29 protein-coding genes and 2 tRNA genes are annotated in these 24,169 nt (G+C 71.9%); 9 read left to right on the forward strand and 22 right to left on the reverse strand.

The window, feature by feature from the left end; genetic code table 11:
* The first annotated feature begins 120 nt into the window (after positions 1–120).
* Positions 121–1,041, forward strand: a complete 921-nt coding sequence (locus tag ACWDR7_RS01800; protein ID WP_449853223.1) for a glycine betaine ABC transporter substrate-binding protein — start codon at positions 121–123, stop codon at positions 1,039–1,041.
* Between the two features lie 66 nt (positions 1,042–1,107).
* Here ACWDR7_RS01800 and ettA read toward each other — a convergent pair whose 3' ends face one another.
* The 4 genes from ettA to msrA all read right to left on the reverse strand — a co-directional run bounded on the left by ettA (position 1,108) and on the right by msrA (position 4,593).
* On the reverse strand, positions 1,108–2,790 hold the full coding sequence (gene ettA / locus ACWDR7_RS01805; protein ID WP_449853224.1) for an energy-dependent translational throttle protein EttA: 1,683 nt from the start codon (positions 2,788–2,790) through the stop codon (positions 1,108–1,110).
* 84 nt (positions 2,791–2,874) lie between these two features.
* A complete protein-coding gene (locus tag ACWDR7_RS01810; RefSeq protein ID WP_449853225.1) occupies positions 2,875–3,372 on the reverse strand; it encodes a DUF6993 domain-containing protein in 498 nt (165 codons plus the stop codon).
* Between the two features lie 31 nt (positions 3,373–3,403).
* Positions 3,404–3,919 (reverse strand): single-stranded DNA-binding protein, encoded by a 516-nt coding sequence (locus tag ACWDR7_RS01815; RefSeq protein WP_449853226.1) that lies wholly within the window; start codon positions 3,917–3,919, stop codon positions 3,404–3,406.
* A 131-nt stretch (positions 3,920–4,050) separates the two neighbouring features.
* Positions 4,051–4,593 carry a peptide-methionine (S)-S-oxide reductase MsrA gene (gene msrA / locus ACWDR7_RS01820; protein ID WP_449853227.1) on the reverse strand — a complete coding sequence of 181 codons (543 nt, stop codon included), beginning with the start codon at positions 4,591–4,593 and terminating at the stop codon, positions 4,051–4,053.
* Positions 4,594–4,681: 88 nt separating this feature from the next.
* On the opposite strand from msrA, the gene ACWDR7_RS01825 reads away from it, so the two are divergent.
* From ACWDR7_RS01825 to ACWDR7_RS01855, 7 genes are all read left to right on the forward strand, one after another.
* On the forward strand, positions 4,682–4,948 hold the full coding sequence (locus ACWDR7_RS01825) for a hypothetical protein (RefSeq protein ID WP_449853228.1): 267 nt from the start codon (positions 4,682–4,684) through the stop codon (positions 4,946–4,948).
* A 74-nt stretch (positions 4,949–5,022) separates the two neighbouring features.
* Positions 5,023–5,094 (forward strand) — tRNA-Arg (locus ACWDR7_RS01830).
* Positions 5,095–5,163: 69 nt separating this feature from the next.
* Positions 5,164–5,790, forward strand: a complete 627-nt coding sequence (gene orn, locus ACWDR7_RS01835; protein ID WP_449853229.1) for an oligoribonuclease — start codon at positions 5,164–5,166, stop codon at positions 5,788–5,790.
* Positions 5,791–5,836: 46 nt separating this feature from the next.
* Positions 5,837–5,909: transfer RNA gene (locus ACWDR7_RS01840), tRNA-His, on the forward strand.
* A gap of 91 nt (positions 5,910–6,000) precedes the next feature.
* Positions 6,001–6,378, forward strand: a complete 378-nt coding sequence (locus tag ACWDR7_RS01845) for a metallopeptidase family protein (protein ID WP_449853230.1) — start codon at positions 6,001–6,003, stop codon at positions 6,376–6,378.
* On the forward strand, positions 6,375–6,668 hold the full coding sequence (gene clpS / locus ACWDR7_RS01850; protein ID WP_449853231.1) for an ATP-dependent Clp protease adapter ClpS: 294 nt from the start codon (positions 6,375–6,377) through the stop codon (positions 6,666–6,668). The genes ACWDR7_RS01845 and clpS overlap by 4 nt, the downstream gene beginning before the upstream one ends.
* A complete protein-coding gene (locus tag ACWDR7_RS01855; protein WP_449853232.1) occupies positions 6,665–7,147 on the forward strand; it encodes a DUF2017 family protein in 483 nt (160 codons plus the stop codon). Before clpS ends, ACWDR7_RS01855 begins: the two co-directional genes overlap by 4 nt.
* 1 nt (position 7,148) lies before the next feature.
* Here ACWDR7_RS01855 and ACWDR7_RS01860 read toward each other — a convergent pair whose 3' ends face one another.
* From ACWDR7_RS01860 to ACWDR7_RS01905, 10 genes are all read right to left on the reverse strand, one after another.
* On the reverse strand, positions 7,149–7,739 hold the full coding sequence (locus ACWDR7_RS01860) for a hypothetical protein (RefSeq protein ID WP_449853233.1): 591 nt from the start codon (positions 7,737–7,739) through the stop codon (positions 7,149–7,151).
* On the reverse strand, positions 7,723–8,043 hold the full coding sequence (locus ACWDR7_RS01865) for a hypothetical protein (protein WP_449853234.1): 321 nt from the start codon (positions 8,041–8,043) through the stop codon (positions 7,723–7,725). Before ACWDR7_RS01865 ends, ACWDR7_RS01860 begins: the two co-directional genes overlap by 17 nt.
* A 61-nt stretch (positions 8,044–8,104) precedes the next feature.
* Positions 8,105–9,364, reverse strand: coding sequence for a DNA polymerase IV (locus ACWDR7_RS01870; protein ID WP_449853235.1), 1,260 nt, complete (start codon positions 9,362–9,364; stop codon positions 8,105–8,107).
* A gap of 55 nt (positions 9,365–9,419) precedes the next feature.
* Positions 9,420–10,934: an Asp-tRNA(Asn)/Glu-tRNA(Gln) amidotransferase subunit GatB gene (gene gatB, locus ACWDR7_RS01875; RefSeq protein ID WP_449853236.1), complete on the reverse strand. Its 1,515-nt coding sequence runs from the start codon at positions 10,932–10,934 to the stop codon at positions 9,420–9,422.
* Between the two features lie 10 nt (positions 10,935–10,944).
* On the reverse strand, positions 10,945–11,682 hold the full coding sequence (locus ACWDR7_RS01880; RefSeq protein ID WP_449853237.1) for a tyrosine-protein phosphatase: 738 nt from the start codon (positions 11,680–11,682) through the stop codon (positions 10,945–10,947).
* Entirely contained in the window at positions 11,679–12,473 is a 795-nt protein-coding gene (locus ACWDR7_RS01885; RefSeq protein ID WP_449853238.1) for an ABC transporter ATP-binding protein, read from the reverse strand. The genes ACWDR7_RS01880 and ACWDR7_RS01885 overlap by 4 nt, the downstream gene beginning before the upstream one ends.
* A complete protein-coding gene (locus ACWDR7_RS01890; RefSeq protein WP_449853239.1) occupies positions 12,470–13,279 on the reverse strand; it encodes an ABC transporter ATP-binding protein in 810 nt (269 codons plus the stop codon). Before ACWDR7_RS01890 ends, ACWDR7_RS01885 begins: the two co-directional genes overlap by 4 nt.
* Positions 13,276–14,151, reverse strand: coding sequence for an ABC transporter permease (locus tag ACWDR7_RS01895; RefSeq protein WP_449853240.1), 876 nt, complete (start codon positions 14,149–14,151; stop codon positions 13,276–13,278). The genes ACWDR7_RS01890 and ACWDR7_RS01895 overlap by 4 nt, the downstream gene beginning before the upstream one ends.
* Complete coding sequence (locus ACWDR7_RS01900; protein WP_449853241.1) at positions 14,148–15,185, reverse strand: ABC transporter permease; 1,038 nt, start codon at positions 15,183–15,185, stop codon at positions 14,148–14,150. Before ACWDR7_RS01900 ends, ACWDR7_RS01895 begins: the two co-directional genes overlap by 4 nt.
* Complete coding sequence (locus tag ACWDR7_RS01905; protein WP_449853242.1) at positions 15,182–16,702, reverse strand: ABC transporter substrate-binding protein; 1,521 nt, start codon at positions 16,700–16,702, stop codon at positions 15,182–15,184. The genes ACWDR7_RS01900 and ACWDR7_RS01905 overlap by 4 nt, the downstream gene beginning before the upstream one ends.
* Positions 16,703–16,820: 118 nt before the next feature.
* Between ACWDR7_RS01905 and ACWDR7_RS01910 the strand changes: the two genes are divergently transcribed.
* Positions 16,821–17,621, forward strand: a complete 801-nt coding sequence (locus ACWDR7_RS01910) for a GntR family transcriptional regulator (RefSeq protein ID WP_449853243.1) — start codon at positions 16,821–16,823, stop codon at positions 17,619–17,621.
* Positions 17,622–17,662: 41 nt separating this feature from the next.
* On the opposite strand, the gene gatA is transcribed toward ACWDR7_RS01910, so the two are convergent.
* From gatA to ACWDR7_RS01950, 8 genes are all read right to left on the reverse strand, one after another.
* On the reverse strand, positions 17,663–19,165 hold the full coding sequence (gatA, locus tag ACWDR7_RS01915) for an Asp-tRNA(Asn)/Glu-tRNA(Gln) amidotransferase subunit GatA (protein ID WP_449853244.1): 1,503 nt from the start codon (positions 19,163–19,165) through the stop codon (positions 17,663–17,665).
* Positions 19,165–19,464: an Asp-tRNA(Asn)/Glu-tRNA(Gln) amidotransferase subunit GatC gene (gene gatC, locus ACWDR7_RS01920; protein WP_449853245.1), complete on the reverse strand. Its 300-nt coding sequence runs from the start codon at positions 19,462–19,464 to the stop codon at positions 19,165–19,167. The genes gatA and gatC overlap by 1 nt, the downstream gene beginning before the upstream one ends.
* Before the next feature lie 19 nt (positions 19,465–19,483).
* Positions 19,484–19,879, reverse strand: coding sequence for a hypothetical protein (locus tag ACWDR7_RS01925; protein ID WP_449853246.1), 396 nt, complete (start codon positions 19,877–19,879; stop codon positions 19,484–19,486).
* On the reverse strand, positions 19,876–20,256 hold the full coding sequence (locus ACWDR7_RS01930) for a YbaB/EbfC family nucleoid-associated protein (RefSeq protein ID WP_449853247.1): 381 nt from the start codon (positions 20,254–20,256) through the stop codon (positions 19,876–19,878). Before ACWDR7_RS01930 ends, ACWDR7_RS01925 begins: the two co-directional genes overlap by 4 nt.
* 64 nt (positions 20,257–20,320) lie before the next feature.
* Positions 20,321–20,944 carry a hypothetical protein gene (locus ACWDR7_RS01935; RefSeq protein WP_449853248.1) on the reverse strand — a complete coding sequence of 208 codons (624 nt, stop codon included), beginning with the start codon at positions 20,942–20,944 and terminating at the stop codon, positions 20,321–20,323.
* A 22-nt stretch (positions 20,945–20,966) separates the two neighbouring features.
* Positions 20,967–21,773 carry a hypothetical protein gene (locus tag ACWDR7_RS01940; protein ID WP_449853249.1) on the reverse strand — a complete coding sequence of 269 codons (807 nt, stop codon included), beginning with the start codon at positions 21,771–21,773 and terminating at the stop codon, positions 20,967–20,969.
* A gap of 42 nt (positions 21,774–21,815) precedes the next feature.
* Positions 21,816–22,301 carry a hypothetical protein gene (locus tag ACWDR7_RS01945; protein WP_449853250.1) on the reverse strand — a complete coding sequence of 162 codons (486 nt, stop codon included), beginning with the start codon at positions 22,299–22,301 and terminating at the stop codon, positions 21,816–21,818.
* Positions 22,302–22,410: 109 nt separating this feature from the next.
* Positions 22,411–24,105, reverse strand: coding sequence for a long-chain-fatty-acid--CoA ligase (locus ACWDR7_RS01950; RefSeq protein ID WP_449853251.1), 1,695 nt, complete (start codon positions 24,103–24,105; stop codon positions 22,411–22,413).
* Positions 24,106–24,169 lie beyond the last annotated feature (64 nt).

Below are 24,169 nucleotides of genomic sequence, written 5' to 3' on the forward strand. Positions count from 1 at the left end.
CGGGCTGCGTCCGAGCGGTGCATCACGCGCCCGCTCCTCTGCCGCACCCACGCGTGCGGTTCCCCGACCTGCACATCCCCTCCCCAGTCCGCGCCGACCGGCGCGGCACGAAAGGACACCATGAAGAAGCGACACCTGACCGGCATTCTCACGATGGGCGCCGTGGGCGCGCTCGCCCTCACCTCGTGCGCCAGCGGCGGCGGCAACGCCGGCGGCGACGGCGGCGACGCCGAGGGCGGCGACCTCGGCACGATCACGCTCGGCTACATCCCCTCGTGGACCGACGGCCTGAGCACCGCGTACCTGCTCGAGGACCAGCTGACCAAGCTCGGCTACACCGTCGAGATGCAGACGCTGACCGAGGCCGGCCCGCTGTACGCCGGCCTGGCCCAGGGCGACGTGGACATCTACCCGTCGGCGTGGCCCGAGCTCACGCACGCCTCCTACATGGAGGAGTACGGCGACGACATCGAGGACCTCGGCGCCTACTACGAGGGCGCGCAGCTCACGATCGCGGTGCCGTCGTACATGGACGACATCAACTCGATCGAGGACCTCCAGGGCAACGCCGACCGCTTCGACGGCAAGATCATCGGCATCGAGCCGGGCGCGGGCCTCACGAAGCAGACGCAGGAGGTCATGATGCCCGAGTACGGGCTCGACGAGGAGTACGAGCTCGTCACCTCGTCGACCGCGGCCATGCTCACGGAGCTCGGCAACGCGATGGACAACGAAGAGGACATCGTCGTCACGCTGTGGCGCCCGTTCTGGGCGTACGGCTCGTACGACGTGAAGGACCTCGAGGACCCCAAGGGCGGCATGGGCGGCAACGAGGCCCTGCACTTCCTCGGCACCTCCGGCTTCGCCGAGGAGTTCCCCGAGGCGGCCGAGCTCATCGCGGGCATCCAGCTCGACGACGACGCCTACGCGTCGCTCGAGGACCTCGTCGTCAACGAGTACGGCGAGGGCCAGGAGGCCGAGGCCATCGACGCGTGGATCGAGGAGCACCCGGACGCGTTCGAGACGCTCGTCACCGAGTGATCGGCTGACGCCGCGCGCGAAAGGCGCCCCCTGGATCGGATGCAGGGGGCGCCTCTGCGTACCGGCTCAGTCGCGCGTGAGCTTGCGGTAGGTCGTGCGGTGCGGGCGCGCGGCGTCGGGGCCGAGGCGGGCGATCTTGTTCTCCTCGTACGCCTCGAAGTTGCCCTCGAACCAGTGCCAGTTCGCCGGGTTCTCCTCGGTGCCCTCGTAGGCGAGGATGTGCGTGGCGACGCGGTCGAGGAACCACCGGTCGTGGGTGATGACCACGGCGCAGCCGGGGAACTCGAGCAGCGCGTTCTCGAGCGACTGCAGGGTCTCGACGTCGAGGTCGTTGGTCGGCTCGTCGAGCAGCAGCAGGTTGCCGCCCTCCTTCAGCGTGAGCGCGAGGTTCAGGCGGTTGCGCTCGCCACCGGAGAGCACGCCGGCCTTCTTCTGCTGGTCGGGGCCCTTGAAGCCGAACTTCGACACGTAGGCGCGCGACGGGATCTCGGTCTTGCCGACCGTGATGATATCGAGCCCGTCCGAGACGACCTCCCAGAGGCTCTTCTCGGGATCGATGTTCGAGCGCGTCTGGTCGACGTAGCTGATCTTGACCGTCTCGCCGATCTTCAGGTCGCCGCCGTCGAGCGGCTCGAGGCCGACGATCGTCTTGAACAGCGTCGTCTTGCCAACGCCGTTGGGGCCGATGACGCCGACGATGCCGTTCGGCGGCAGGCTGAAGCTCAGCCCGTCGATGAGCGTGCGGTCGCCGAAGCCCTTCTGCAGGTTCTTCGCCTCGATCACGATCGAGCCCAGGCGCGGACCCGCGGGGATCTGGATCTCCTCGAAGTCGAGCTTGCGCGTGCGCTCGGCCTCGGCAGCCATCTCCTCGTAGCGGGCCAGACGCGCCTTCGACTTGGCCTGGCGCCCCTTCGTGTTGGAGCGCACCCACTCGAGCTCCTCCTTGAGGCGCTTCTGGAGCTTGGCGTCCTTCTTGCCCTGGACGTCGAGCCGCTCGGCCTTCTTCTCGAGGTACGTCGAGTAGTTGCCCTCGTACGGGTACAGGCGCCCGCGGTCGACCTCGGCGATCCACTCGGCGACGTGGTCGAGGAAGTACCGGTCGTGGGTGACGGCGATGACGGCGCCGGCGTACTTCTGGAGGTGCTGCTCGAGCCACAGCACGCTCTCGGCGTCGAGGTGGTTGGTGGGCTCGTCGAGCAGCAGCAGGTCGGGCTTCTCGAGCAGCAGCTTGCACAGCGCCACCCGGCGCTTCTCGCCACCGGAGAGGTTCGAGATCTCGGCGTCGCCCGGGGGTGTGCGCAGGGCGTCCATGGCCTGCTCGAGCTGGGCGTCGAGGTCCCAGGCGTCGGCGGCGTCGATGGCCTCCTGCAGCTTGCCCATCTCCTCGAGCAGCGCGTCGAAGTCGGCGTCCGGATCGGCCATCAGGGCCGAGATCTCGTTGAAGCGGTCGACCTTGTCCTTGATCTCGCGCACGCCGTCCTGGACGTTCTCGAGCACGGTCTTCGACTCGTCGAGCTCGGGCTCCTGCATGAGGATGCCCACCGAGAAGCCCGGGGAGAGCGTGGCCTCGCCGTTCGACGGGGTGTCGAGGCCCGCCATGATCTTCAGGATCGTCGACTTTCCGGCCCCGTTCGGGCCGACCATGCCGATCTTCGCCCCCGGGAGGAACGACATCGTCACGTCGTCGAGGATCAGCTTGTCGCCCACCTTCTTGCGGGCCCGGACCATCTGGTAGATATATTCCGCCATAGCGTGACCCAGTCTAGGGGTCGCCGCCCGCGCGCACACCGCATCCGGTTGCACCACCGGTGGGCCGGCGCTTCGGCGAGGGCGCTACCAGTCGATCGGCCGCGTCTCGCCGAGCAGGCAGACGCGATCCGCACCGAGGGCCTCCTGCACGCTCGCCACCGGCTCACCCGTCTCGGGCCCGACCTGTCCGACGAGGCACTCGTCGCCCCAGCGCACCGAGAACAGGATCGACTCGGCCGGATTTCCGACGGTCGACTCGTCGCGCGTCACCTGCATCGCCGAGGTGTCGAAACCGGCCGCCGCGAGCGCGTCGATGTACGCGCGCCCCTCGGCGCGCCGCTCGGACTGCCACACCTCGTCGACGATCCGGGCGAACAGCGGCAGGTTGTCCTCGGCCGAGCCGTCCAGGACGAGCACGGGATCGGCCTCGGGCGGGGCCGTCGGCGCGGCGGTGCCGGGCGCCGGGCTCGTGGTCGCGGTGGGCGCCGGCTCGGGCTCGGGCGCGCAGGCCGCCAGCGTCAGTGCGCCGCTCACGAGCACGACCGCGGCGAGGCCGCGCAGGACGACGCTCGGGGTGCTCACCCTGCCGAGTGTAGGCCGGGACCGACGCGCGTCAGAACGGCACGGTCTCCTCCTCGCGCGCCGCCTCGACCGCATCGCCCGCGGTGCCCGCGGCCGGAACCGCCCACTCGTCCGCGGAGGCGCCCCGGCTCTCACCGGAGCCGTCCGCGGCGCGGCCGGCGGCGTCGGCCGTCGCGGTCTCGGCCTGCGGCCTCGACACCCGCGAGAACGCGCTCGTCCCGAACAGCAGGTCGTGGCCCAGCGAGTCCGCGTCGATCTCGGCCTCCATGCCGTGGCGCTCCTCGCTCTCCCACCGGCGCAGCCGCAGCCGGCCGGAGACCACGATCCGCTCGCCCTTGCGCAGCGACGCGTACGCGTTCGCGCCGAGGTGGCGGTAGGCGCACACCGTGTACCAGTTGGTGTGACCATCCACCCATTCCCCCGTGCTCGCGTCGCGACGCCGGTGGCTGCTCGCCACGCGGAAGCGGGTGATCACCGCGCCGTTCGGCGTGGTCACCTGGGTGGGATCGGTCGCGATGTTGCCCGTGATCGTGATGATGTCGCTCATGTCTGTGTCCTCTCGCTGATGGGATCCCGGCGGATCCGTCTTCAGCGTGACGACACGAGCGCGGCGGCGGGGGACGAAAGGCGCGAATGTGGATGGCGGCCCTCATCCGGCCGCCTGTGAGCGAACCGCGCTCAGCGGATGTACTGCGAGAACGACGCGCGCACCTTGTTGACCTTCGGCACGGCCACGGCCAGGCAGTAGCCCTGCGTGGGGTTCTTCGCGAAGAAGTCCTGGTGGTAGTCCTCGGCCTCGTAGAACGCGCCCAGCGGCTCGATCGTCGTCACGACGGTGCCCTCCGTGGTGCCGAGCGGGGCGTCCCACAGCTGCGTCGCGCGCTCGCGCGCCGTCTCGAACAGCGCGCGCTGCTCCTCGTCGGCCGGGAACATCGCCGAGCGGTACTGCGTGCCCTGGTCCGCGCCCTGGTGGTTCAGCTGGCGCGGGTCGTGCATCGTGAAGAACGCGTCGAGGATCACCTCAGCCGGGATGCGCTCCGGGTCGAAGGTGACCGCGACGGCCTCCGCGTGGCCGGTGGCCCCCGTGCACACGAGCTCGTACGACGGGTTCGCCACCGTGCCGCCCGTGTAGCCCGAGACGACGCTCTCCACCCCGTCGAGGGCGCGGTAGGCCGCGTCGAGGCACCAGAAACATCCACCGGCGAGCACGAAGGTCTGCATCCCTCCAGCGTAGTCAGTGCGCGGCGCGACGGCGCCGGAACGGATGTCGGAGGTCCCTCGTATCGTGGCGCGCGGAGAGGAGATGACCATGACCGATCTGCAGACCGCCCCGCGCGTGCCCTACGCGACTCCCCCGCTCCGCGACCCGCGCGAGCGCCTCGTGCGCGCCGCCGCCGACCTGTGGCGCGTGGTGGAGCGCGGCGACCGCGTGATCGGCCACGTGCGCGTCGTCGACGATCCGCTGGGCCTGCGCTTCCGCGCCGAGCGCCTGCACCGCGCCACGGCCGTCTTCATCGACTTCGGCACGTTCTGGACCGCCGACGAGGCCGTCGCCGCGCTCCGCCACTCCCGCTGATCCGCTCCCCCTCAGCGGCACCGCATGCCGGCAGCGGGCGCGCGAACAGGAAGGCTCGCTACTCTGGATGGCGACCCCCAGTAGCTCAGCGGAAGAGCATCGACCTTCTAAGTCGCCGGTCGCACGTTCGAATCGTGCCTGGGGGACCCGATCCCTACTCCCCCGGTACGCGGCTCCCGACGGCCTCGTCGGTGCCCGCGGATAGGGTGGAACCCATGGTGGGAGCTTCCGAGAACGACCGGCTCGTCTGGATCGACTGCGAGATGACCGGCCTCGACCTCGCGGTCGACGAGCTGGTGGAGATCGCGATCGTCGTGACCGACTTCAATCTGCGGATCCTCGATCCGGGGTTCCAGGTGGTGATCCGCCCGAGCGAGGCCGCGTTCAAGAACATGGGCGACTTCGTCACGCGCATGCACAAGTCCAGCGGGCTGTACGAGGAGCTCGACGGCGGCGTCTCCCTCGAGGAGGCGCAGCGCCTGTCGCTCGAGTACATCAAGCGCTTCGTGCCTCAGGAGCGCAAGGCCCCGCTCGCGGGCAACACCATCGGCACCGACCGCATGTTCCTCGCGAAGTACATGCCCCAGGTGGACGAGTACCTGCACTATCGCAACGTCGACGTGTCGAGCGTCAAGGAGCTCTCGCGCCGCTGGTACCCGCGCGCCTACATCCACGCCCCGGCGAAGGACGGCGGGCACCGCGCCCTCGCCGACATCCTCGAGTCGATCCGCGAGCTCGAGTACTACCGCCGCGCGGTGTTCGTGCCCGAGCCCGGCCCCACGAGCGACGGCGCGCGCGCGATCGCCTCGGCCGTCGTTTCGTCATTCGGCGGGGATGTGTGACAGAATGGAGCGGTTGTCCCCGCGCCGTTCGCGGAGGGGGACCACGGTGGCTATAGCTCAGTTGGTAGAGCGCCTGGTTGTGGTCCAGGAGGTCGCCGGTTCAAGCCCGGTTAGCCACCCGATTGAGCGAGGAGCAGGACCGAACCGAAGGTTCGTGTCATGCGACGAGCGATTGAGGGTCGTACGTCGCCTCGCGACGGAGGACCCCACATGATCGATCCCGCGTCGACGCCCTCGCCACTCGCGCTCGGCGCCGAGGAGTTCGAGGCGCTCGTCGTCGAGGAGCTCGACCTGCTCCCCGACGACATGGTCGACGGCCTCGACAACGTCGTGTTCGTCGTCGAGGACCGCCCGGAGGACGGCGGGCTCGACCTGCTCGGCCTGTACGACGGCCTGGCGCTCACGGAGCGCGACCGCTACGGCATGGGCGAGCTGCCCGATCGGATCATCGTCTACCGCGAGCCCCACCTCGCCCGATGCGAGACGATGGAGGAGCTGCGCGACGAGATCCACACGACCCTCGTGCACGAGATCGCGCACTTCTACGGCATCGACGACGACCGACTTCACGAACTGGGCTGGGCATGAGCACCGCACTCCCCGAGCTGGACGAGCAGGTCGACCTGCACGCGGCCACGAGCGGCCCGTGGCAGACCGTCGTGTGGGACGACCCTGTCAACCTCATGAGCTACGTCGTGCGGGTGTTCCGCGAGTACTTCGGCTACAGCACGGAGCACGCCACGCGCCTCATGCTCGCGGTGCATCACGACGGCCACGCCGTCGTCGCCGAGGGCGCCAGGGAGCAGATGGAGCTGCACGCGCGCGCGATGCACGACTACGGCCTGTGGGCCACCGTGCGGGAAGGGGGTCGCTCATGAGCGACCGGATGATCATGCTCACGCTCACGCGGATCGAGGCCGCGCACCTCGCCGACCTCGTGGGGCAGTTCACGGATCTCGTGAACGCCACCCCGACCGCGCCCGACGCCGCCCTGGACCGGCTCACGCCCGACGCGTATCCCGAGGACCCCGAGGCCTCGCGGGAGTTCCGCAGCCTGACGCGCGGCGACCTGCTGCACCGGCGCGCGCATGAAGCGGCGGTCGTGCGTCGCGCGCTCGAGGCCATCGAGCCGACCGACGGCAGCGACGCCGACTTCTCCCCCGCCGACATCGCGATCCCGGGCGAGGACGTCGATGCGTGGCTGCGCACGCTCACCGCCGTGCGGCTCGTGATCGCAAACCGGCTGGGCATCGTCTCCGACGACGACCGTGATCCCGCCGATCCGCGCTTCGCCGTTTACGACTGGCTCGGATACCGTCTCGACGGTCTCGTGCAGGCCGCCGACGGCCTCGACTGACTCAGGGCAGGTCGAACGCCAGGTCGGCGAGCTCCCGCGGCCGATGCGCGGCGATGTGCTCGTTCTCCTGACGTGCCCAGCGCTCCCAGTGCGGTGCGTAGCCGTCGCCGTCGCGCTCCAGCGCCCGCGCGCGCCGCGAGGGCTCGGGCGCGTCGACCCAGACCGCGAGATCGACCAGGACGAGACTCAGGGGCGTGAGGGCGCCGCAGCCTTCGACGATGAGCGCGCGATCCGGTGGCACGAGCCCGGCGTCGCGCATGCTCCGCGGGCGGTCCTGCGCCCAGTCCCACCGGCGGTACAGACCGAGAAGGCCGCGGGCGTGCGGCTCGAGGACGCCCGTCACGAGCATGCGCGACGCGGCCGCGAGGCCGTCCCATCCCGGGTAGAAGTCGTCCATCGCCACGACGCGCGGCGCGCGCTCAAGCGGCCAGCGCCCCGCGAGCAGCGCCGCCATGGTGGTCTTGCCCGAGCCGCTGCGGCCGTCGATCAGCACGCGCGGCCGCTCAGAGTCCAGAGCGGCGACCGCGGCGAGGACCTCGCCGAGCGCCGCCTCGAGCGCCGCGCCGAACGGGTCGCTACTTCTTGAGGGCACGGATGATCTTGCGCAGCGCCCCGCCCGCCACCCAGACGAACGGGATGCCGACCGCGAGCAGCGCGATGAGATTCGGCTCGAAGCGCAGCTCGCCGTCGCGGCGCACGTACGCGCCGACGGGCGCCGTGAAGCCGCCGCCCCCTCCGCCGCCGTTGCCCGCCTCGTCCGAGCCGCCGCCGAAGCCCGACCACGTGGCGGCGACCGGGATGATCTTCTCGCCGTCGACGTCCTGCTGCTCTCCGTACGACGCGTTCACGCCGAGCTGAGACGAGATCCTGCCGAGTTCGATCGCGATGTTGGGCATGAGGCCACGTTACCCGCCTTCGCCCCGCGCGACGAGACCCGATCGCGATGCGACCGCCCCGTCAGTCCGAGTCCTCCGGCGGCCGCGGATGCGCGGGCAGCCGCGGGTTCCGTTCGCGCCCGAGGAACGCCGCACGCGTGAGCGCGCCCGACCCGAACCGGGCCACAGCCTCGTCCAGCGCGCCCTCCGCGCGGCGCCAGTCCTCGTCGTCGTCCCACAGCGCCGGCGTCGAGCCTCCTGCGGGCTGCAGCCGCTCCGCCCGCACCCCGATCAGGCGAACCGGTGCGCGAAGCTCGACGGCGGCGAACAGGTCGCGCGCGGCCGTCCCGATGCGCTGGCCAAGGTCGGTCGGCTCGGCGAGCGTGAGCGACCGCGTGAGGGTCGAGAAGTCCGAGAACCGCACCTTGATGGCCACGCCCGCGGCCTCCCATCCGGCGCGGCGCAGGCGCACGGCCACGCGATCCGCCAGCCGCAGCAGCTCGGCGCGCAGGAAGTCCGGATCGGCCACGTCCTCCATGAACGTCTCCTCGTGGCCGACGCTCTTCTCCGCCCGCTCCGTCTCCACCTCGCGCACGTCGATGCCGCGGGACCTTTCCGAGATCCGCTGCGCGGCCGCCTGGCCCACCGCCCTCGCCAGCACCGCCACGGGCGTGCGCCGGATGTCGCCGATCGTGCGGATGCCGCGGCCCTCCAGCGTCTCGGCCGTCTTCGGTCCCACGCCCCACATCGCGCGCACCGACCGCGGCTCGAGGAAGTCGAGCGTGTCGGACGCTGCGACGACGAGCAGCCCGTCGGGCTTGGACAGCGTCGACGCCATCTTGGCCACGTGCTTGCTGGCCGCCACGCCGATGCTGCACGTGATGCCGACCTCGTCCTGCACGCGCGCGCGGATCATCCGGGCGATCTGCGCGGGGCTCCCCCACAGCCGACGGGCGCCGCGCACGTCGAGGAACGCCTCGTCGATCGACAGCGGCTCGACCAGCGGCGTGATGCTGCGGAAGATCTCCATGACCTGCGCGGAGATCGCGCGGTAGCGCTCGAAGTGCGGCAGCACGATCGTCGCCTGCGGGCACAGCCGCAGCGCCTGGCTCACGGGCATGGCCGAGCGCACGCCGTAGCGGCGCGCCTCGTACGACGCGCTCGAGACGACGGAGCGGCCCTCCGGCGCCCCGATGATGATCGGCTTGCCCCGCAGCGACGGATCGTCGAGCACCTCGACGGCCGCGTAGAACGCGTCCATGTCGACGTGCAGGATGCCGGTGCCGGAGTCGTCGGCACCGGGAGGCGAGACCAGCCGCCCCGATCCGTCCGCACGCCCCATGCGTCCATTCTCCCGCGGGCCGCCGACAGTGCGCGCCGGCCCGCGGGAGATCTGGCTACTGCGCGGCGCGCTCCAGGATCAGCTCGCGCACGCGGGCGGCATCGGCCTGGCCCTTCATCGCCTTCATGACGGCCCCGATGATCGCGCCGGCGGCCTGCACCTTGCCGCCCTGGATCTTCTCGAGCACGTCGGGCTGAGCGGCGAGGGCCTCGTCGATCGCGGCGATGAGCGCGCCGTCGTCCGAGACGACGGCCAGCCCGCGGGCGTCGACGACCTCCTGCGGCGTGCCCTCCCCCGCGATGACGCCCTCGAGCACCTGACGAGCGAGCTTGTCGGTGAGGGTGCCGGCGTCGATCAGCCGCTGCAGCGCCGCCACGTCGGCGGGCGAGACGAGCTCGGCGGGCTCGCGTCCCTCGGCGTTCGCGATGCGCGTGATCTCGCCCGTCCACCACTTGCGCGCGGCCTGCGGGGCGGCGCCGGCCGCGACCGTCGCCTCGACCTCGGCCAGGAGCCCGCCGTTGGCGACGTCCTGGAACTCCAGGTCGGTGAAGCCCCATTCGGCCTTCAGTCGGCGGCGCCGGGCCGCCGGGGGCTCGGGCAGTGCGGCGCGCAGCTCCTCGATCAGCTCGGCCGTCGGCTCGACCGGCAGCAGATCGGGCTCCGGGAAGTAGCGGTAGTCGTCGGCGTCCGACTTGGGGCGTCCGGGCGAGGTGACGCCCGTGTCCTCGTGCCAGTGCCGCGTCTCCTGCACGATGCGGCCGCCGTCCGCGAGGATCGCGGCCTGGCGCTGGATCTCGTAGCGCACGGCGCGCTCGACCGAGCGCATGGAGTTGACGTTCTTCGTCTCCGTGCGGGTGCCGAGCTTCTCGGCGCCGCGGCGACGCAGCGAGACGTTGGCGTCGCAGCGGATGTTGCCGCGCTCCATGCGCGCCTCACTGATGCCGAGCCCGATCGCGATGTCGCGGATGGTCGCGAGGTACGCCTTCGCCAGCTCGGGTGCGCGGTGCTCGGCGCCGAGGATCGGCTTCGTGACGATCTCGACGAGCGGCACGCCGGCGCGGTTGTAGTCGACGAGCGAGTGCTCGGCGCCCTGGATGCGGCCGGTCGATCCGCCGACGTGCGTGAGCTTGCCGGCGTCCTCCTCCATGTGCGCGCGCTCGATCGGGATCGTGTACGTCGTGCCGTCCGACAGCTCGACCTCCACCGAGCCCTCGAAGGCGATCGGCTCGTCGTACTGGCTGATCTGGTAGTTCTTGCCGAGGTCGGGGTAGAAGTAGTTCTTCCGCGCGAAGCGGCTCGACGGCGCGATCGAGCAGCCCAGCGCCAGCCCGAGGCTGATCGACTTGCGCACCGCCTCGCCGTTGACGACGGGCAGCGAGCCGGGCAGCCCCATGTCGACGGGCGCGACGAGCGTGTTCGGGCCCGCGTCGTGGTTCTCGGTGTGGGCGGGGTTGCCCGCCGACGAGAACATCTTGGTCCGCGTGTTGAGCTCGACGTGCACCTCGAGACCGATCACCGGCTCGTACAGCTCGAGCGCCTTGTCGAAGTCCATGAGTTCCGCGTGGGCCATGGGTTCAATCCTAGGTCGTCGCCGCGGTGTCCCCGATCCGCGGAACCGCCCCGGCCGGCGCGAGGAACGCGGCGGTGAGCGCCGCGACGGCATCCGACGCCGCGTGCTCGCGCAGCAGCGCCTCGGCCCCGCCGTGGCGCGCGTCGATCCGCTCGAGGGCGCCCCGCAGCAGCTCGGGCGGCGACGACACGGCCCGGTGCGCCGCGCCGCCAGGCAGCCGCGACAGGTCGGTGCCCGCGAAGAGGTCGCGGAGGTATGCCGCCCCCAGCACCTGCTCCGAGCGGGCGAAGTCGGCCAGCACGTCGGTGCGCGCGACACCGAGCGCCTCGAGGATGAGCGCCGTGACGACGCCGGTTCGGTCCTTCCCGGCCGTGCAGTGCACGAGCACCGGCCCGGGCGCGCTCGCGACCGTCTCGACCGCCGCCACGACGTCGGCGAGATGGCGGTCGATCATCACGTCGTACAGCTCGGCGAGGGTCTGGAAGCGGATGCTCGCCAGGCGGCCGCCGAAGACCGGCGCCTCCCGCACGTCGATCCCCGCCCGCTCCCAGACCGCGGGACTCAGCTCGCGCTCCCGGGGATCGCGCAGGTCGATCACGGTGGCGACGCCGAGGGAGCGCACGAGCTCGGCGATGCGGGCATCATCGCGCAGGGGCGCGGCCGAGCGATACAGGCGCCCCGGCGCGACGACGCCCTCCCGCGCCGGTAGCCCCCCGACGTCGCGGAGGTTGTGCAGCACGGCGCTCATGCCATGCCCCGGGTTCCGAGCACGGGCCGCCGCGGCAGGCGGGGAATGCTGTCGATCAGGCCGCGCGTGTACGGATGCTGCGGGCGCTCGAGGATCGCCTCGGTGTCGCCCTGCTCGACCACGCGCCCGCGGTGCATCACGGCGGTGTCCGCGCACAGCCGGTGCACGATACCGAAGTCGTGCGACACGACGACGAGCGTGACGCCCTCGTGCTCCGCGAGCCGCCGCAGCAGCCGGATGACGTTGCGCCGCACCGAGACGTCCAGCGCCGACACCGGCTCGTCGGCGACGATCACCTCGGGGCGCGGCCCGATCGCCCGCGCGATCGCCACGCGCTGGCGCTGACCGCCCGAGAGCTCGTGGGGCCAGCGCCGCGCGAGCTCCGGTTCGAGCTCCACGGCCGCGAGCACCTCCGCCACCCGCGGCCGGGAGTCGACGCGCGGCTCGAGGATGCGCAGCGGCTCGGCGACGATGTCGCCCACCCGCATCCGGGGGTTGAGCGAGGCGAAGGGGTCCTGGAGCACGAGCTGCACGCGGCGGCGGAACCGCCGGGCGCCCGCCCCGCCGCGGGGCCCGGACGGCACCGGCTCGCCGCGGTACGCGACGGTGCCGGCGGTCGGCGTGAGCAGGCCGAGCAGCACGCGCGTGAGCGTGGTCTTGCCGGAGCCCGACTCGCCCACGATGCCGAGGCTGCGCCCCTGCTCGACGGCGAGCGAGACGCCCTCGAGCGCCGCGGCCGACCGGCGGGCGTAGCGATGGCTCACCTCGTGCAGGCGGAACAGCTCGGTCATGCGGCCACCTCCGCCTTCTCCTCGTGCGCGGGCTGCCAGCTCGTCTCGTACGCCGCGTCGACGAGCATCGCGGTGTACGCGTCGGCCGGCGCGTCGATGAGCTGCCGCGGCGTGCCCTCCTCGACGATCCGTCCGCGCCGCATCACGACGATCCGATCGCACGTCTGCATGGCGACCGCCATGTCGTGCGTCACGAGGAGCAGGCCGCTTCCCGCCGCCGCGCACCGCTCCTCGAGCAGCCGGAGCACGCGGGCCTGCACCGTGACGTCGAGGGCCGTCGTCGGCTCATCGGCCACCACGAGCGACGGCCCCGCCGCCATGGCGCCCGCGATCACCACGCGCTGCCGCTGGCCGCCCGAGAGCTCGTGCGGGTAGCGGTGCACGATCGCCTCGGGCTCGGGAAGGCCCACCTCCGCCGCCAGGCGGTGCGACTCGCGCAGCCGCTCGGCGCGCGAGAGGCGTCGCCGCGCCATCAGTCCGCTGACGAGCTGGCGCCCCACCGTCTGCAGCGGATCGAGGGCCGTCGCCGGTTCCTGGAACACCATGCCGATGCGCGCGCCACGGAGGGCGGACAGCCGCCGCTCGTCCGCGCCGACGATCTCCTCGCCCTCGAACACGATGCTGCCGGCCACGGTGGCCGCGGACGGCAGGAGCCCGCTGAGGGCGAAGCACGTGAGTGACTTGCCGCTGCCGGATTCCCCGATGAGCCCCACGCGCTCCCCGGGTGCGACGGCGAACGAGACACCGTCGACGAGGCGCCGCCCGCCGATCTCGATCGTGAGGCCGGTGATGTCGAGAAGGCTCACAGCGTGGCTCCCTTGGGTTCGGGGCGCGCCGCCGCCGCGTCCTCGGCCGGCGTCGCGCGCGATCGCGGGTCGAGGACGTCGCGCAGGGCGTCGCCGAGCAGGTTGAATCCGAGCACCACGATCACGATCGCCACAGCCGGGGCGATGAGGTACTCGGGGCGGACGACGATCTGCGACTGCAGATCGGCAAGCGAGCGCCCCCAGCTGGGCGTGGGCGGCGGCGTGCCGAAGCCGAGGTAGCTCAGCCCGGCCTCCGCCAGCGCGGCCGCCGCCATGATCTGCGTTGTGCGCACGATGAGGGTCGGCCCTACCGCCGGCAGCGCGTGCCGGGTCACGATGCGCCAGGTGCCGGCGCCGGCGGCGGTGGCGAGCAGCACGTGGTCGCTCAGCAGCGCACGGCGCAGCTCGGGCAGCACGGTCCGCGCGACGACGACCGACGCCGCCAGGCCGATCGAGATCGCGGCGACCCACGTCGACGCCCCGAATCCGGTGACGAGGATGATCGCGACGATCAGCGTCGGGAACGCGATCGCGATGTCGACGGCGCGCTCCAGCAACGACGACAGCGGTCGCGGCGTGAGCGCGAGGGCGAAGGCGATCGCGACGCCGAGAGCGGTCGCGATCCCGGTGGCCACGACCGTGGCGAGGAGGGTCACGCGCGCGCCCACGAGGAGCATGCTCACCTGATCCCGACCGAGCGAGTCGGTGCCCAGAGGGTGCGCGGGCGAGAACGGCTCCCAGCCGGCGGCGGGGTCGACGGCGAGCGGGTCGTACGGCGTCCACACGAGCGAGAGCACCGCGCTGCCGAGGAGCAGGACGACCGCGATGAGCCCGAAGACGCCACCGGGGCGGGACAGCAGCCGGCGGATCATGCGCGGGCCGCCCGGAGCCGGGGATCGACGATCCGGTACACGAGGTCGAGGAGGAGGGTCATGATCATGATGGTCGCCGTCAGCACGAGCAGCGTGCCCTGCACCTTTCCGAGGTCGCGCGTGTCGACATCCGCCAGGATCATCGATCCGATGCCCGGCAGGGCGAACACCCGCTCGACGATCACCGCGCCGGTGATGAGTCCCGCGGCCTCCAGCCCGACGACGGCGATGAGCGGCAGTGCCGTGTTCCGCAGGCCCTGGCGCAGCACGATCGCCGGCAGCCGCCACCCGCGCGAGCGCGAGGTGCGCACCCAGTCCTGCGCAAGCGCGTCCGCCGTGGCGGAGCGCACGAACCGCGCCAGCACGGCCGCCTGGGGCACGGCAAGCGTGACGGCGGGCAGCAGCAGCGATGCGAGGGCGCCGGCCGGGTCGCCCCACCGCTCCCGCGGGAATCCCTGCACGGGCAGGAGGTCGAGCTGCACAGCGAAGACGGTCACGAGCAGCAGGCCCAGCACGAAGGCGGGCACGGCGAGCCCGAGCTGCGTGAATGCGCCGATGAGCTGTCCGTACCAGCGCTCGCGGCCGACGGCGGCGAGGATGCCAAGCGGCAGCGCCACGAGCACGCTCATCGTCAGCGCCAGCAGGCACAGCGGCAGGGTGACCTGCATCTTCTCCCCGATCGCGGCGGCGACGGGACGGTTGTCGAGCAGCGAGACGCCGAGGTCGCCGCGGAGCGCGCCACCGAGCCACTCGAGGTAGCGCACGATCGCGGGACGATCGAGCCCCAGCTCGGCGCGGATGAGCGCCACCTGCTCGGCCGACGCGTCGATCCCCGCCCTGGTGAGCGCGAGATCGCCGGGCAGCAGGTCGATCGCGAAGAAGATCACGGCACTCGCGACGAGCAGCGACACCGCGAGCACGGCGAGCTGACCGAGGACCAGCCGCAGCGTGGCATGGTCGCGCGTCGATCGCGGCGACGGCGGTGCCGTGGAGACGTCCCGCTCCACGGCACCGCGCTCGGTCGTGATGGTCACCGCGCGGCGACCTGGATCCCGGACACGGGCAGGCGGTTCGCGATGCCGTCGACCGGGAAGCCGGTGACGTCGGCGCTCGCCACGATCGTGGCCGTCGGCGAGAAGAGCCAGTCGCTCACGGCCTGCTCGCTGATGTGGCGCGCGAGCTCGCGCAGCTTCTCGTTGCGCTCCTCGAGCTCAAGCGCCTCGCGGGCGTCCGCCACGAGCTGCTGCGCCGTCGCGTCGTCGTAGTTCCAGTAGTAGTCCGGGTTGCTGTAGTTCTTCGCGAGCGCCGGCGCGACGTGGAGCACCATCGTCATCTCGTAGTCGCCGCCCGTGAACACCTGCTCCAGCCAGCTCGAGAACTCCATCTGCTCGATCGTCACGTCGATGCCCACCTCGGCCAGCTGGGCGGCGACGTACTCGCTGATGCGGGTGTCGTACGTGTTCGAGACGCGGAAGGTGAGCTCGAGGTCCTCCTGGCCCGCCTCGGCCAGCAGCTCGCGCGCCGACTCGGGGTCGTACGCGTCGATGTCGGTCAGGTCCTCGTACCAGGGGTCGGCCGGGCTGGCCATGCTGCCCACGCGGGTGGCCTGGCCGCCGAGCACCTCGATGAGACCGTCCTTGTCGATCGCGCGGCGGATGGCGTGCCGCACGCGCTCGTCGTTCAGCGGCTCCACCGCGTTGTTGAAGCCGAGCGTCATCCAGCTGCGCGAGTCGCCCTCGGTGAGGGTGAACGCGTCGTCGCCCTCGAACATCGACAGCGTGTCGGCCGTCGTGGTCGTGAGCACGTCGATCTCCCCGGCCAGGAGCGCGTTCGCCGCGGTGGTGGCGTCGGTCATGTAGTGGAACACCACCTCCCGGTTCAGCGGCGCCTCGCCCCAGTAGTCGTCGTTGCGCTCGAGCGTGATCGTGCTGCCCTGGTTCCACTGGGTCACGGTGTAGGGCCCCGTGCCGTTGGTCTCGTTGGCGAGGTCGACGTCCGCCCCCTCCTCGAGAATGACGCCGGCGTTCGACGTCAGGGACTCGAGGAAGTCCGAGTCGCGGGAGGCGAGGGTGATCTCCAGCGTCGAGTCGTCGACGGGGGTGATCTCGTCGATGCCGGCGAAGAGGCCCGCGTCGGGGTTGAGCGAGTCGTCGGCGGCGGCCGCCTCGAGCGACCACACCACGTCGTCCATCGTGAGCGGCGAGCCGCTGTGGAACGCGACGTCGTCGCGGATCGTGAAGGTGTACGTGAGGCCGTCGTCGCTCACCGTCCAGTCCGTCGCGAGCGCCGGCTCGAAGCCGCCCTCGCCGTCCGCGTCGACGAGGCCCTCGTAGACGTTGGGGATGAGCAGCTGCTCGAGCGAGGCGCCGGACTGCGCGCTCACGTCGAGGCTCGTCGGCTCGAGGCCGACCTGGAGGTGGACGGTCGCGTCGGTGTCGGCGGCCGATTCCATTCCGGCCTCCGTGGCGCTCGTGCCGGTCGCCGAGGCGCAGCCGGCGAGGACGAGCCCCGACACCGCGAGCAGCGGCAGGACGAGGAGCTTGCGTGACATGGGCTACCTTTCTGAAGAGCGCCGTGAGGGATCGGCGACCGTTGCGAAGCAGGACATCTAGATGTCTAAACGGGCAACGTGAACGATCGATGACGCGACGGCGACGACGAGGAGAAGGATGGGCCACACACCGCGCACCCGGCAGGGCGGCGTCCCCCTCTACCGGCGCATCGCGACGGAGCTCTGGGATCGGATCCAGAACGGCGCGCTCCAGCCGGGCGATCGCATGCCGAGCGAGGCCGAGCTCGCGGCCGAGTTCGACGTGAACCGGCTCACGGTGCGCCAGGCGGTCGTCGAGCTGCAGCGCCTCGGCGCCGTCGAGATCCGCCGCGGCACGGGCACGTTCGTGGCGACCCCGCCCGATCTCGTCGAGATCATCGCGCGCATCCCGGAGCGCGCGTCGGACGAGGATGCGACGCACGCCGCGCTCGCCGAGCACTCGGACGCCGGCGTGGACGAGCTGCGGCCGACGCGGCCGCTGCGACGCGTCGAGGAGCGGATCGTCGCCGTCACGGACGCGGCAGGGCGGCACGCCGACCTGGCCGCACAGGAGCTCGAGCTCGCCGCCGCCGACCTGTTCCGCCTCGACACCGTCATGGTCCGTGCCGGCCAGGCGTGGATCGTGAACAGCTACTGGTTCCCCCGGCGCCTCGAGGCGGTCGTCGACGCGCTGGCGGACCACGGCATGGTCATCGCCACGCTCCGCGACGGACTCGGGCTGGATCTGTCGTACCGGTGGCGCGCGTTCTCGGCCGTCGCGGCCGACTACGAAGAGGCGCGCCTGCTCGACGTGCCCACCGGCACGGCCCTGCTCGTGCGCGACGGCGTCACGGCGGATGCCACGGGTGATCCCGTGTTCTACGTGCGCCGGCGCCTGCGCGGCGACAACGCGAAGTTCGTGCTGCGGTACGGGTCCTGACCGCCGGCCACGGGCGGTCGCCGGTCAGGACCCGTGCGCGATCAGCCCAGCGCCGGGGCGCGGTCCAGCAGCGGGCCGCCCCACTCGTCGAGCAGCAGCGCCTCGAGCGCCGCACCCACCCGGTACAGTCGTGCGTCCTCTCGCGCGGGGGCGAGGAACTGGATGCCCACGGGGAGCCCGTCCTCGGCCGCGAGGCCCGACGGCACCGAGATGCCGGGCACGCCCGCGAGGTTCGCGGGAATCGTCGTGAGGTCGTTGAGGTACATCGCGAGCGGGTCGTCGATCTTCTCGCCGAGCTTGAACGCCGTGGTCGGCGCCGACGGCGTCGCGATCACGTCGACCTGTGCGAACGCCTCGGCGAAGTCGCGCTGGATGAGCGTGCGCACCTTCTGGGCGCTGCCGTAGTAGGCGTCGTAGTAGCCGGCCGACAGCGCGTAGGTGCCGAGGATGATGCGGCGCTTGACCTCGGGGCCGAAGCCCGCGTCGCGCGTGGCCGACATGACGTCCTCCACGGTGCCGCCGGGCACGTCGAGGCGCATGCCGAAGCGCACGGAGTCGAACTTGGCGAGGTTGCTCGACGCCTCGGCGGGCAGGATCAGGTAGTACGCCGCCACGGCGTACTCGAAGTGCGGGGCGCTGATCTCGACGATCTCGGCGCCCTGCGCCTCGAGCCGCGCGAGCGCCTCGCGGAACGATGCCGCGACGCCCGGCTGGAAGCCGGCGTCGGGCAGCTCCTTCACCACACCGATCCGCAGGCCCTTGAGCACCTCGCCCGAGGCGCCCTCCGCCGCGGCGAGGGCCATGGACGGCCACTCGCCGGGGATCGAGGTGGAGTCGTTCGGATCGTGCCCCGCGATGATGTCCTGCAGGAGGCCCGCGTCGGCGACCGTGCGGGTGACGGGGCCGACCTGGTCGAGGCTGGAGGCGAGCGCGATCGCACCGTAGCGGCTCACGGCGCCGTACGTCGGCTTCACGCCGACCGTGCCGGTGACGTGCGCGGGCTGGCGGATCGATCCGCCCGTGTCCGATCCGAGCGCCAGCGGAGCCTCGAACGCCGCGACGGCCGCGGCCGAGCCACCGCCCGATCCGCCGGGGATCCGGTCGAGGTCCCACGGGTTGCGCGTCGGGCCGTATGCCGAGTGCTCCGTCGACGAGCCCATCGCGAACTCGTCCATGTTGGTCTTGCCCAGCGGCACGAGCCCGGCGGCGCGGGCGCGGGCGACGACCGTGGCGTCGTAGGGCGACATGTACCCCTCGAGGATCCGCGATCCCGAGGTGGACGGCATGTCGGTGGTGACGAGCACGTCCTTGATCGCCAGCGGCACGCCCGCGAGCGGCGGCAGCTCCTCCCCCGCGGCACGGCGCTCGTCGATCGAGCGGGCCACGTCGAGGGCGTGGTCGCTCACATGCAGGAACGCGCCCACGCTGCCGTCCACCGCGGCGATGCGGTCGAGGTGCGCCTGCGTAGCGTCGACGCTCGAGATCTCGCCGTCGGCGAGGTGCGCGGCCAGCTCGGCCGCCGACATCCGGATGACGTCGTCCATCACTGCTCCTCGCCCAGGATCGCGGTCACGCGGAACCGGTCGCCGTCCCGGTCGGGCGCGTTCTGCAGCGCCTCCTCGACCGTGAGCATGTTGCCGGGCTCATCGGGCCGGTAGACGTTCTGCATCGGGATCGGGTGGCTCGTCGCGGGGACGTCGGCGGACGCGACCTCGCTGACCTTGGCGATGTTCTCGACGATCACGTCGAGCTCGCGGGTGAGGCGCGTCACCTCCTCGTCGCTCAGCTGGATCCGGGCGAGCACACCGAGATGGCGCACGAGATCGGGAGTGATTTCAGACACCCCACGAGTCTAGTCGCGCTCAGTCCTCGTCCTGCTCGGCCAGCACCCGGGCGGGCATGCCGTCGCGCGCCGCCTTCTTCGTCGCCGCGAGGATCTCCGGCTGGTCGGCGTACTCCTCGTCGGCGATCTCGTCCATCTGCCGCTGCCACTCGCGCAGCGCGAGATCATGCGCCTTCAGCAGCGCCCTGCCGAGGCTCGCCGGCGGCTCCTGCGGCGCCCACTCGGCGAACTCGACGGCCTGGAGCAGACCCGACGCGTCCAGCTCCACCCGCACCTCGCGGCGCGGCGACCATGCCGAGGGACGCAGCGCCGTCATGCGCGCGGCCGCGCCCTGGGCGGCCGCGAGCCGCGCCCCCGCCTGCTCGCGCAGCTTGGCGATGTGCTCTCGTGCCTCGTCGGCGTCGCGGAAGATCATGCGCGCTCCTCCCCCGTGGTCGCGGCGCCCTGCCGCGACGGGAGCATCGCCAGCAGCCGCCTGCGCAGCGTGTCGTCGTGCAGCGCGGCCGCGCCACCCGCGCTCACCATCGCGGGACGCCGCCGCTCGCGAGCCTCGCGCACCGTGGCCATGACGATCTCCTCGAGCTCGCCGGCCTCCAGCTCGGCGATCGACGGCGCGAAGCGCACCTCCGCCAGCAGCCCACGCTCGTCCAGCGTGACCGCCACCTCGCGGTCGGCCGATTCCACCGTCGTCGGGGCGACCTCGGCGACCTCCTGCTGCATGCGCAGCGCCCGCTCCAGCTGCGCCGCGATCTGCTGCTGGACCTGTGCGTACTCGCGTCCGGCGTCCGTCATGTCGTCTCGCTCTCGATCCGTGTTCCTGCGAAGTCGGGTGCCCGGTGGTCGCGCGCGCCGCCGGTCACCGGAGGGTGCCCTGCATCAGCTGCGCGTACCGCACGCCCAGGCCGTGGGCGAGCTCCAGCCGCTGGATGTCGCTCTCGACGTTGAACGAGAGCTGGTCGCAGACGTACACCGTCTGGCCCGCCGAGGCGATGAGCATGCGCGTGCGCCGCGCCCCGGCGGGCGCCGCCGGCGCGCCGGCCTCGAGCAGGGGGCCCAGCACGCTCTGCAGCGCCGCGACGCCGGCCGGCTCGCACCAGATGTGCGTGCCCCCCGCGCGCTCGAGGTGCGTCATGCCCCGCACATGGGGCGTGAAGTAGGCGCGGCGCTTCAGGTCGTAGACCGCGTCGAACCAGCGGCCGCTCCCCATCATCACGTAGGCGCGCGGCACCGCGACGCCGGCGTCGACCGCGCTCACGCTGCGGAAGAACTGCGAGGGATGCACCCCGCCCACGAACGGGGCACGATCGTGCACGTACGCGTTCCTGCCGCCGAACGGCCCCGTGATCTCGTCCTCGACCGTGACGTCGACGCGCGCCAGCACGCCCGAGAGGATGTCCGGACGGATCGACGCGGTCGGGGCGTAGGACCAGCCGTGGGCGGCCGCCCACTCCCGCCGGCCCTCGCGCAGCGCTTCCCTCATGACAGGCACCGTACCGCGGACGTCATCCGACGTTCCCGAGCGCGACGATCGTCGCGAGCGCCTTCTGGATGGCGCCGATCGCCTCGACGAGCTCGTCGGCCAGCATCGCGCCCTTGCTGATGACGGTGACCAGCTCGTCCATCACGGTCGCGACATCGCCCGCCGTCTTCGCGATCGCGGTGCACGCCTGCGTGATGACGGCCGGCAGCGCGATGCCGCCGCTCGCCACCGTCTCGATGACGTAGATGATGAGCTTGCCGACGAGGTCGGCGATGATCGCCTTGGCGAGGTCGCGGATGGCGGCGACGACCTCCGACGCGATGATCATCCCGGATCCGATCCCGGCCGCACCGACGGCGAGACCCGCGGCTGCCTCGTGAAGCCGGCTCAGCGCCTCGCGGTACGCATCTCCCGCGGCACCGACCCAGACGGACACGGACTCGGTGATCAGCTGCTGGATCTCGGTGGCCTTCAGCTCCAGGGCGCCGGACACGTTCGTCCAGGTCTGGCCGAGGCTCTCGACCAGAGCCGGATTGCCCGCGAGCAGGTCGAGCTGCATCGGCAGCGGCGGCACATAGTCGAGCAGGAACGAGGCGACGGACGACGCGAGCGTGCCGAACGGGTCGATGACGGCGGCCGCGGTCGACGCGACCCCGGCGCCGACGGCGAGGAGGCCGCTGGCCCAGTCGCCCTCGCCGAACTCGCGCGCCGCCGACACGATCTCGGCGGCGATCGGGATGTTCGACGCGATCGAGCCCAGCGGGTCCTGGATGAGCGACTCGTACGTGTGCAGGAAGTCGCCGGCGTCGGTGGCGATCAGATCGTTCACGCGGTGTCTCCGTTCCGCATCGATGCGCGCGCGGCGCCGGGATCACGCAGGGATGACATCGGGACCTCCATCGGTGCGGGGCGGGAAGTACGGCGCCGGCCGCACATCGGGCTGGATCGGGTCGTAGCGCGGAATGTGCGGCTGCGACGGCCCGGGCGGCAGGTGCGGCATGGGCGGACGCGATCCGTCCGGATCGAGTGGGCGATACGGCGAGCTCGGGTCGAAGCCGCGCCACCGCTCGGCGCTGTCCTCGTCGGCGCGGCGATACTCGTCGCATGCCTCACGGGCGCGGGACGCGAGGCGCTCGAGCGCCTCGATGAGCGCGTTGATGCCGGCGCCCTCTCGCGTGCCGAGATACGTGGCGGCCGGAGTGAAGAACGAGCACAGCAGCCCGAACGCCGCCGGCGTCAGCGCGAGGTTGAACGTCGCCGCTCCCCGGATGTCGCCGAAGCCGTCCGACACCGACTGCACGGCGCCGCCCGCGCGGCACATGCCCTCCAGCTCGACCTCGAAGCCCTGTGCCTGCATCGAAGACTCCCCCCGTCTGTCGTCACCCCGTGCGGGTGTCCTCCCGTCACGATACGGCGACCGCGCGAATCCCGCGATGAGTACAACTCCCCATGCCGGCCTCGTGCCGTCAGCCGCCGAGCTTCTCCTGGAGCTGCTGCTTCACCTGGCGGCGCAGCACCTTGCCGATCATGGACTTCGGCAGCTCGTCGACCACGACGAGTCGCCGCGGCGCCTTGTAGGGCGTGAGCACCTTCTTCACGAACGACCGCACCTCCTCCGGGTCGAACTCGGGGGTGCCGTCGAGCACGACCGCCGCGACGACCTCCTCGCCGTTCGTGCCCGGCATGCCGACGACGGCGGCGTCCGCGATGGCCGGGTGCTGGCGCAGCGCGCTCTCCACCTCGGTGGGCGCCACGTTGAAGCCGCCCGTGATGATGAGCTCCTTGAGGCGGTCGACCACGCGGAAGAAGCCGTCCTCGTCCATCTCGACGATGTCGCCCGTGCGGAACCAGCCGTCGAGGAAGACGCGCTCGGTCTCCTCGGGCTTGCCGTAGTACCCGCCGAAGACCTGCGGTCCGCGCACGACGAGCTCGCCCGCCTGCCGCTGCGGCACGTCCTCGCCCGTGTCGGGATCCACGACGCGGCATTCGGTGCCCGGCAGCGGCAGGCCGATGGAGCCGGCCTTGCGGTGCGGCGCGACGGGATTCACGATGAGCACCGGCGAGCACTCCGACAGGCCGTAGCCCTCGACGAGGTAGCCCTTCGTCTCGGCCTCCCACGGCTCGACGAGCGCCGGGTCGAGCGCCATGGCGCCGGACACGCCGATCCGCGTGCCCTCGAGCGAGACGCCCTTCTCCTGCGCGCGGGCGAGCAGGCGCTGCGCGATCGGGGGCACCGCCGGCAGCACGGTCGCGGGGTGCTTCTTCGTGACGGCGAGCACCATGTCCGGGTCGAACTTCGGGAACAGCACGAGCCGCGCGGCCTGCGACATCGCGAACGTGAGGCAGAGCGTCAGTCCGTATGCGTGGAACATCGGCAGCACGGCGTAGACGACGGTGCCGAGCCCGCGCTTCACCTCGGGGATCCACGCGCGCGCCTGCGCCGCGTTCGCGAGCAGGTTGCGGTGCGTCAGCGCGGCCCCCTTGGGGTCGCCGGTCGTGCCGCTCGTGTACTGGATGATCGCGACGTCGTCCGTTTCCGGGCCGGGCAGGTCGGGGTCGAGCGGCGCGTGCCCCACGATCCGCTCCCACGCGACGGCACCGCGCACCGGCTCCGTGAGCTGCCGACGCGACTCCCGCAGCTTCGGGATCGGCAGCCGCAGCGCGAACTGCATGACGGCGGGCATGCCCTTCGTCACGTCGACGGAGACGAGCGTCTCGACGGCGAGGTCGGCGGGGAACTCCTGGACGGTCTTGGCGACCTTGCTCCACACGATCGCGTGCTTGGCGCCGTGGTCCTCGAACTGCTTGCGCAGCTCGCGCGGCGTGTAGAGCGGGTTGTGCTCGACGACGATCGCGCCCAGGCGCAGCACGGCGTAGAACGCGATGATGTGCTGCGAGCAGTTCGGCAGGATGATCGCGACCGGGTCGCCCTTGCGCACGCCCTGCGCGCGCAACCCGGCGGCGGCGCGCTCGATGGCGGCGGCCAGCGCCGCGTAGGTCGTCACACGGCCGAAGAACTGCAGCGCCGGGGCGTCGGGGAAGTCGCGCGCCGAGTCGGCGACGAGATCCATCAGCGAGCCGGAGATCGGCGCCAAGTCCTCGGGCACGCCCTCGGCGTACGAGGCGGTCCACGGGCGGGGCGGATCGAACACGGTGGTCACCCTGCCATCGTACGGGGCGGTCCCGCCGACGGCCGGACGGCGCCCTGCCCGCGCGGAACGCGTG

It is taken from the genome of Microbacterium sp. NPDC003461 (genome assembly GCF_053588335.1).

Bases quoted from the DNA above. Each gene is read 5' to 3' on its own strand.
- ACWDR7_RS01880 (WP_449853237.1), bottom strand. From the start codon at position 11,682: ATGAGCGCCGTGCTGCACAACCTCCGCGACGTCGGGGGGCTACCGGCG.
- ACWDR7_RS01800 (WP_449853223.1), top strand. From the start codon at position 121: ATGAAGAAGCGACACCTGACCGGCATTCTCACGATGGGCGCCGTGGGC.
- ACWDR7_RS01935 (WP_449853248.1), bottom strand. From the start codon at position 20,944: ATGAGGGAAGCGCTGCGCGAGGGCCGGCGGGAGTGGGCGGCCGCCCAC.
- ACWDR7_RS01845 (WP_449853230.1), top strand. From the start codon at position 6,001: ATGATCGATCCCGCGTCGACGCCCTCGCCACTCGCGCTCGGCGCCGAG.
- ACWDR7_RS01885 (WP_449853238.1), bottom strand. From the start codon at position 12,473: ATGACCGAGCTGTTCCGCCTGCACGAGGTGAGCCATCGCTACGCCCGC.
- ACWDR7_RS01870 (WP_449853235.1), bottom strand. From the start codon at position 9,364: ATGGGGCGTGCGGACGGATCGGGGCGGCTGGTCTCGCCTCCCGGTGCC.
- msrA (WP_449853227.1), bottom strand. From the start codon at position 4,593: ATGCAGACCTTCGTGCTCGCCGGTGGATGTTTCTGGTGCCTCGACGCG.
- ACWDR7_RS01930 (WP_449853247.1), bottom strand. From the start codon at position 20,256: ATGACGGACGCCGGACGCGAGTACGCACAGGTCCAGCAGCAGATCGCG.
- orn (WP_449853229.1), top strand. From the start codon at position 5,164: ATGGTGGGAGCTTCCGAGAACGACCGGCTCGTCTGGATCGACTGCGAG.
- gatA (WP_449853244.1), bottom strand. From the start codon at position 19,165: ATGGACGACGTCATCCGGATGTCGGCGGCCGAGCTGGCCGCGCACCTC.
- ettA (WP_449853224.1), bottom strand. From the start codon at position 2,790: ATGGCGGAATATATCTACCAGATGGTCCGGGCCCGCAAGAAGGTGGGC.
- ACWDR7_RS01895 (WP_449853240.1), bottom strand. From the start codon at position 14,151: ATGATCCGCCGGCTGCTGTCCCGCCCCGGTGGCGTCTTCGGGCTCATC.
- ACWDR7_RS01815 (WP_449853226.1), bottom strand. From the start codon at position 3,919: ATGAGCGACATCATCACGATCACGGGCAACATCGCGACCGATCCCACC.
- clpS (WP_449853231.1), top strand. From the start codon at position 6,375: ATGAGCACCGCACTCCCCGAGCTGGACGAGCAGGTCGACCTGCACGCG.
- ACWDR7_RS01825 (WP_449853228.1), top strand. From the start codon at position 4,682: ATGACCGATCTGCAGACCGCCCCGCGCGTGCCCTACGCGACTCCCCCG.
- ACWDR7_RS01905 (WP_449853242.1), bottom strand. From the start codon at position 16,702: ATGTCACGCAAGCTCCTCGTCCTGCCGCTGCTCGCGGTGTCGGGGCTC.
- ACWDR7_RS01855 (WP_449853232.1), top strand. From the start codon at position 6,665: ATGAGCGACCGGATGATCATGCTCACGCTCACGCGGATCGAGGCCGCG.
- ACWDR7_RS01865 (WP_449853234.1), bottom strand. From the start codon at position 8,043: ATGCCCAACATCGCGATCGAACTCGGCAGGATCTCGTCTCAGCTCGGC.
- ACWDR7_RS01925 (WP_449853246.1), bottom strand. From the start codon at position 19,879: ATGATCTTCCGCGACGCCGACGAGGCACGAGAGCACATCGCCAAGCTG.
- ACWDR7_RS01910 (WP_449853243.1), top strand. From the start codon at position 16,821: ATGGGCCACACACCGCGCACCCGGCAGGGCGGCGTCCCCCTCTACCGG.
- ACWDR7_RS01945 (WP_449853250.1), bottom strand. From the start codon at position 22,301: ATGCAGGCACAGGGCTTCGAGGTCGAGCTGGAGGGCATGTGCCGCGCG.
- gatB (WP_449853236.1), bottom strand. From the start codon at position 10,934: ATGGCCCACGCGGAACTCATGGACTTCGACAAGGCGCTCGAGCTGTAC.